Below are 283 nucleotides of genomic sequence, written 5' to 3'. Positions count from 1 at the left end.
CGCGGTGCTGTACGACTCGTCGGCGCATAGTTCGGTGACGCTGGGCGGCACGGGCGCGACCTCGGCGGTGGCACTGCACAACGTGGCGAACGGCGTGCTGAGCGCATCGAGCCTTGACGCGGTGAACGGCTCGCAGCTGTACGCGACGAACACGAATGTGTCGAATCTCGCGGGCGACGTGACGACGATCAACGGCCAGATCACGAACATGCAGGGTCAACTGGCCGATGCAGTGATGTACGACTCGTCGGCGCATAGCTCGGTGACGTTGGGCGGCACGGGC

Annotated in this window: 1 pseudogene; it reads left to right on the top strand. The window is 65.4% G+C overall.

Annotation, left to right across the window (positions count from 1 at the left end):
- Positions 1-283, top strand: a pseudogene (locus U5A65_RS40865) (hypothetical protein); the annotation flags it as partial.

The organism is Paraburkholderia sp. J10-1, assembly GCF_905220165.1.
Classification (GTDB): Bacteria; Pseudomonadota; Gammaproteobacteria; order Burkholderiales; family Burkholderiaceae; genus Paraburkholderia.
The sequence above is the reverse complement of the archived record's forward strand: the minus strand, read 5'-3'. Positions and strand labels throughout refer to the sequence as shown.